Genomic DNA, 699 nt, shown 5'->3' with positions numbered 1-699 from the left:
AGTTGCCGTAACCGCCGTAGTTGTTCTTGTGCTTGCCGTAACCGCCGTATCCGTGACCGCCGTAGTTCCCGTAGCCGCCCTGCGAGTAGCCGGAGCCCCCGTAGGGGTACGGGTGGCCGTCATCGCCGCTGTCGGCCAGGACACCGCCCTGCCCGGTGAGCCCGAGGGCCGCGACGGCGCCCGCGACCACTGCGGCACGCCGAATCTTTGCGATCATCATGGTTTCCCCCTTCGCGGCCCATGATCGGTAACCGTCGGAGATCACCTGGGGGACGCCGCGCGGCCGGCCTCCGGGACCGGATACGGTCGACACCTCAAACCGTGGGCCGCTTCTCCCAGCCAGCCTACGCCCCCAGCTTCCGCCGGCCACTGGACAAGCCCCATATGTATACAAGGGCAGCAAACGATGATTTGACATCACTCGCACTCCTCTCACCCCACCCCTCTCCGCCCACCCGGCCGGCATGCTCGGCACCACGCGATCCGGCCGGTGACATCTCGATGGCGCCGCGGCGCCGGAGCCGTCAGTACGGCAGGCCGGCCGGACCCCACTGCCGCCACGCCGCCACGACCAGCGCGAGGAACACCGCGGCGCAGAGAACGATCGTGCCCCCGAAGATGATCCGCCGCGTGATCAGATAGCCGAGCGGCGGCCTGCCCGCCGGCCGGGGGCGGGCGTCCCACGCCGGGCGCGCGTCC

At 70.4% G+C, this 699-nt stretch carries 1 pseudogene; it reads right to left on the bottom strand.

The annotated features are described in order from the left end of the window. Positions 1–217, bottom strand: a pseudogene (locus tag ACWJ6R_RS37525) (hypothetical protein); the annotation flags it as partial. Positions 218–699: the final 482 nt, after the last annotated feature.

It is taken from the genome of Planomonospora algeriensis, from assembly GCF_977012225.1.
Note: the sequence above shows the minus strand (reverse complement) of the source record. Positions and strands in the feature narration are given on the sequence as shown.